3 protein-coding genes are annotated in these 4,254 nt (G+C 43.5%); all 3 read right to left on the bottom strand.

Annotated features, from left to right (window positions below; all coding sequences use genetic code 11):
- Nucleotides 1-124: 124 nt before the first annotated feature.
- Nucleotides 125-1,639 (bottom strand): NAD-dependent dihydropyrimidine dehydrogenase subunit PreA, encoded by a 1,515-nt coding sequence (gene preA / locus K6C05_RS06375; RefSeq protein ID WP_296732658.1) that lies wholly within the window; start codon nucleotides 1,637-1,639, stop codon nucleotides 125-127.
- A 297-nt stretch (nucleotides 1,640-1,936) separates the two neighbouring features.
- The gene (locus K6C05_RS06370; RefSeq protein ID WP_296732655.1) at nucleotides 1,937-2,194 is read right to left on the bottom strand and encodes a hypothetical protein; all 258 of its coding nucleotides are present in this window, start codon (nucleotides 2,192-2,194) and stop codon (nucleotides 1,937-1,939) included.
- A gap of 242 nt (nucleotides 2,195-2,436) precedes the next feature.
- The gene (locus K6C05_RS06365) at nucleotides 2,437-4,095 is read right to left on the bottom strand and encodes an FAD-dependent oxidoreductase (protein WP_296732654.1); all 1,659 of its coding nucleotides are present in this window, start codon (nucleotides 4,093-4,095) and stop codon (nucleotides 2,437-2,439) included.
- Nucleotides 4,096-4,254: the final 159 nt, after the last annotated feature.

The following is a 4,254-nucleotide window of genomic DNA, read 5'->3' as shown; positions in this document are numbered from 1 at the left end:
CGCCATTGTTCAAATTTTTCTTCTTTAGAAGAAAAATCTTCCAATTAGCGTTTCAACGAGCTGGGAGATATGCTCGCCAGCTGTTGTAGTTTGTTTTCCCCCACCTAAAGAGGAAGGGGACATCTTAAAGCTCGTTATATTCTGCTTTTTTTATTCTTTTATCAGATGACTGTATGGAGCCTGTAGGACAAATCAACACACAAAGATGACAACCAACGCACTTTTTCGAATCCAAAACAGGCTTCCGTTCCTTCAAAGTAATAGCCTGATGACCTCCATCCGCACAGGAAATACGGCATCGTCCACAGCCAATACAGGTCTGTCTGTTAAACCTTGGATACACGATAGTATCCCTCTCCAAGGAATCAGTTGAATTGTACACATGGCTAAGTCCCAGACCTTGAAGGTCACTGACACTGGAAAAGCCTCTTTCCCTAATGTAATAATTCAGCCCAGCCTTTAAATCCTTGATAATTCGGTAACCATACTGCATTACCGCTGTAGTAACCTGAACGGATCCTGCTCCCAAAAGAATGAACTCCAAGGCATCCTGCCATGATTCAATCCCCCCCATGCCACTTATGTGCATACTGGATAAGGCCGGATTTTTACCAAGCTCAGCAACGAACCTCAAAGCTATCGGCTTTACTGCGTTACCGCTATATCCACCTACTGCAGATAATTCACCTACAGCAGGACTGGAAACATATGTCCCAAGGTTTACCCGCATGATACTTTTAATGGTGTTGATGGCGGATATTCCACTGGCACCACCCCTTAAAGCAGCTTCGGCAGCTTCTTTCATGGAAGCAACATTTGGGGTAAGCTTGGCCAAGACCGGAATAGACACGCTTTTGCAGGCTGCCGCAGTAAATCGCTCTACCAATTCAGGTGTCTGCCCTATATCAGAGCCCAATCCCTCATCCATCATATTGGGACAGGAAAAATTAAGCTCAATGGCATCAGCGCCGTTAATTTCACAGCGTCGAGCCAATTCTTCCCATTCAGTATCATCCCGTCCCATAATTGATGCCAAAAGGAATTTAGTAGGATAATTCCGCTTCAGATCATTAAAAATACTCATGTTTTCCACGACGCTATGGTCCGAAAGCTGTTCAATATTTTTGAAACCTATAATACTGCTGCTTCCTCCAGTAATTGCTGAAAACCTTGGTGAAGCCTCATGAATATCAAAATTACAGATTGTTTTGAATGATACCCCGGCCCAACCAGCCTCAAACGCTCTGGCACACATATCATATGTACTGCCTACCACGGATGATGACAATAAAAAAGGATTTTCAACCGGAATCCCACAGATTTCCGAATGTAGGATTTCCTCATCATCTAACAATTCCCCGGAAACCATTGGTTTAACATCATTCTTTAATCTCGAAATCAGCTTGGTTATAGGTACTGCCTTCGGGCGAATGCAAGCTGTCTCACATGGTGCAGCACAGTTACTGCACAAATCACCTTCAGGAAGAGTAGCGGCCGCATGCAGCTCCCCACCCAACCATATACTGCGCAACAGATCTGCAGGTTGCAATTCATGGGGACATACCTTGCTGCAGGGTGCGTCATCGCACAGCACGCATTCAATCATTTCACGCCTTTTTATGCTTGGGTGAAAGATCATATATATCACTCCTAAATATCATTCCAGATATGATGAAAGCTTGTTATGTTAATTATAACGCCATTGTTCAAATTTTTCTTCCCCTAGAAGAAAAATCTTCCAATTGGCGTTTCCCTAAAGGGACTAAATTCGTGTCGCAACGAGGCGAGAAATATGCTCACCGCCTGTTATTTATTTCCCACTACCTAAAGAAGAAGGGGGCATTTTACGCTCGTTATAACCCAATTACCAGAACTATACTCCTTAAAAATAAAATAATTAAACGACTATCCTTCCATATTCCCACAGTATACTGTATTAATGATACATTTGGCTGATTTCATCATTAATCATTTTCCGTACCTGACGATACAGCCAATTGATTTCCCGTTGGTATTTCCCCGCCGGCAGTCCCCGGGGAATCCTTGCTGACATAAATTCCATATACCGAAAAACCTTTTGCTCCATCGAATCGAGATATACCTCAAGCTCATCAACAGTAGTCATCTTTGCCTTTTCCGGAGCATATTCCTGCAAATCCTCCATCAAGGCCTTTGCCCGTTCAGTATTACCCATGAACACCATTCCTTTCAGAGCAATGGGAATTTATTATGACGATAATTTTACTATCCATAAAAGTTTAGTGTATTATAACAATAAATTGACATCCGGTGAAGTAATATCTGTGTAAAAAAATGACCATTAAAGAACTTGTGCTTTTTCACAAAGAGCCAGATTCAAATTGAATCTGGCTCTCCCATATAATTTTTTAAAATAACTGGATTGGCTTTAAATACAAGGGAAAAATTCCCACACTATCATTTACTGTTCACCAACCTGTAATACATAAAGCCACCCATAAGATTTCTGACATTAAAGCCCTGCTGCTTCAGCATCCGTTCCATGTAATAACCATTTATGCCAACCATACAGCTGACAATGATGGCACAGTCCTTATCCAGGGTATTAAATTCCTGACGCAGCCTGGCAACAGGGATATTGATTGCCCCTTCAATATGCCCCTGCTTAAATACAGCTTCCGGACGAACATCAATAAGCAAGGCCCCCTTGTCCATTTCAGTCTCCAGTTCCTGTGGAAGAAGTGGATCCGTAAGTTTTTCCAAAATATTTGCAGCATAATAGCCGGCCATATTCACAGGATCCTTGGCTGAAGAATAAGGTGGTGCATATGACAATTCTAATTCCATCAGATCCTGCACTGTTCCACCGAAATGTATTACTGACGCAATTACATCCACCCGCTTGTCCACACCCTTGGGACCAATAGCCTGAGCCCCCAAAACCTTACCATCCTTGATGCTGAATATCAGCTTCAAGGTCATTCGTTCAGCGCCCGGATAATAAGTGGCATGATCAGCAGGAAAGCTCATGGTAAACCTGTAGTCCTTGCCGTATACCATCCCCATCTGCTGCAGGGCTCTTTCATTCTTTCCGGTAGCAGCAGCAGTCAATCCAAACACCTTCAGTACTGAGCTGCCAATAAAGCCCTGGTACTTTTCCCGCCTGCCGGTCATATTATCTGCTGCCAAACGACCCTGACGATTTGCCGGTCCTGCCAATGCCAGGCTGCCTGATGCCCCAGTCTGGAGATTATAGGTCTGTATGGCATCACCTACAGCATATACATCAGCAGCACTGGTTTCCATATATTCATTGACAATAATGTATCCACGGTCATTTAATTCAATACCACTGTCCTGTAAAAAAGCGGTATCTGGACGGACCCCAATGGACAGCACTACAAAATCTGCCTTTACCTTTATACCTGATGATAATTCTACATCAATACTGTCATCCTCCTGGTGATGAAATTCCTTGACACCATCACCAAGGATAATTTCTATCCCCTGTTTTTTCAGCTCATTCTCTGCAGCCAATACCATATCCGAATCAAAAGGAGCCAAAATGTGTGGGGCAGCTTCTACGACGGTAACATCAATACCTTGCTCCTTCAGGTTTTCAGCTGCTTCAATTCCCACAAAGCCACCCCCAACGACAACAGCCCTACCAGAAGGATATTCACGGCTGAGGCGGTGCAGAACATCAGCATCCGGAACATTGCGAAGTGTTACAATATTAGGGTGTTCTATTCCTGGAATACCTGGTTTTAATGGCTTGGCCCCCGGGGCAAGCAAAAGCGCATCATATGTTTCCTCATATTCCCCGTCAGGTGACTTTACCCTTACAGTCTTTTTGGCCGCATCCAGGGATACTACCTCACTATGAATGCGCACATCCACATTATATACGCCCTTGAAGGCAGGTGGATTCATCACCAGAAGATTATTTCTCTCCTTAATAGCACCACCTACATAATAAGGGAGCCCACAATTAGCAAAGGAAATATCTCCTCCCCGTTCAAAAAGGACTATTTCGGCATCCTCTTCCAACCGGCGCAATCTTGCTGCAGCAGTTGCACCACCAGCTACACCGCCAACAATTAAATATTTCTTCATAAATTCTCCACTCCTCCATAAATATATAACGAGCTTTAAGATGTCCCCTTCCTCTTTAGGTGGGGGAAAACAAACTACAACAGCTGGCGAGCATATCTCCCAGCTCGTTGAAACGCTAATTGGAAGATTTTTCTTCTAAAGAAGAAAAATTTGAACAAT

This window comes from Anaerovibrio sp. (assembly GCF_024697385.1).
Taxonomy (GTDB): Bacteria; Bacillota; Negativicutes; order Selenomonadales; family Selenomonadaceae; genus Anaerovibrio.
The sequence above is the reverse complement of the archived record's forward strand: the minus strand, read 5'-3'. Positions and strand labels throughout refer to the sequence as shown.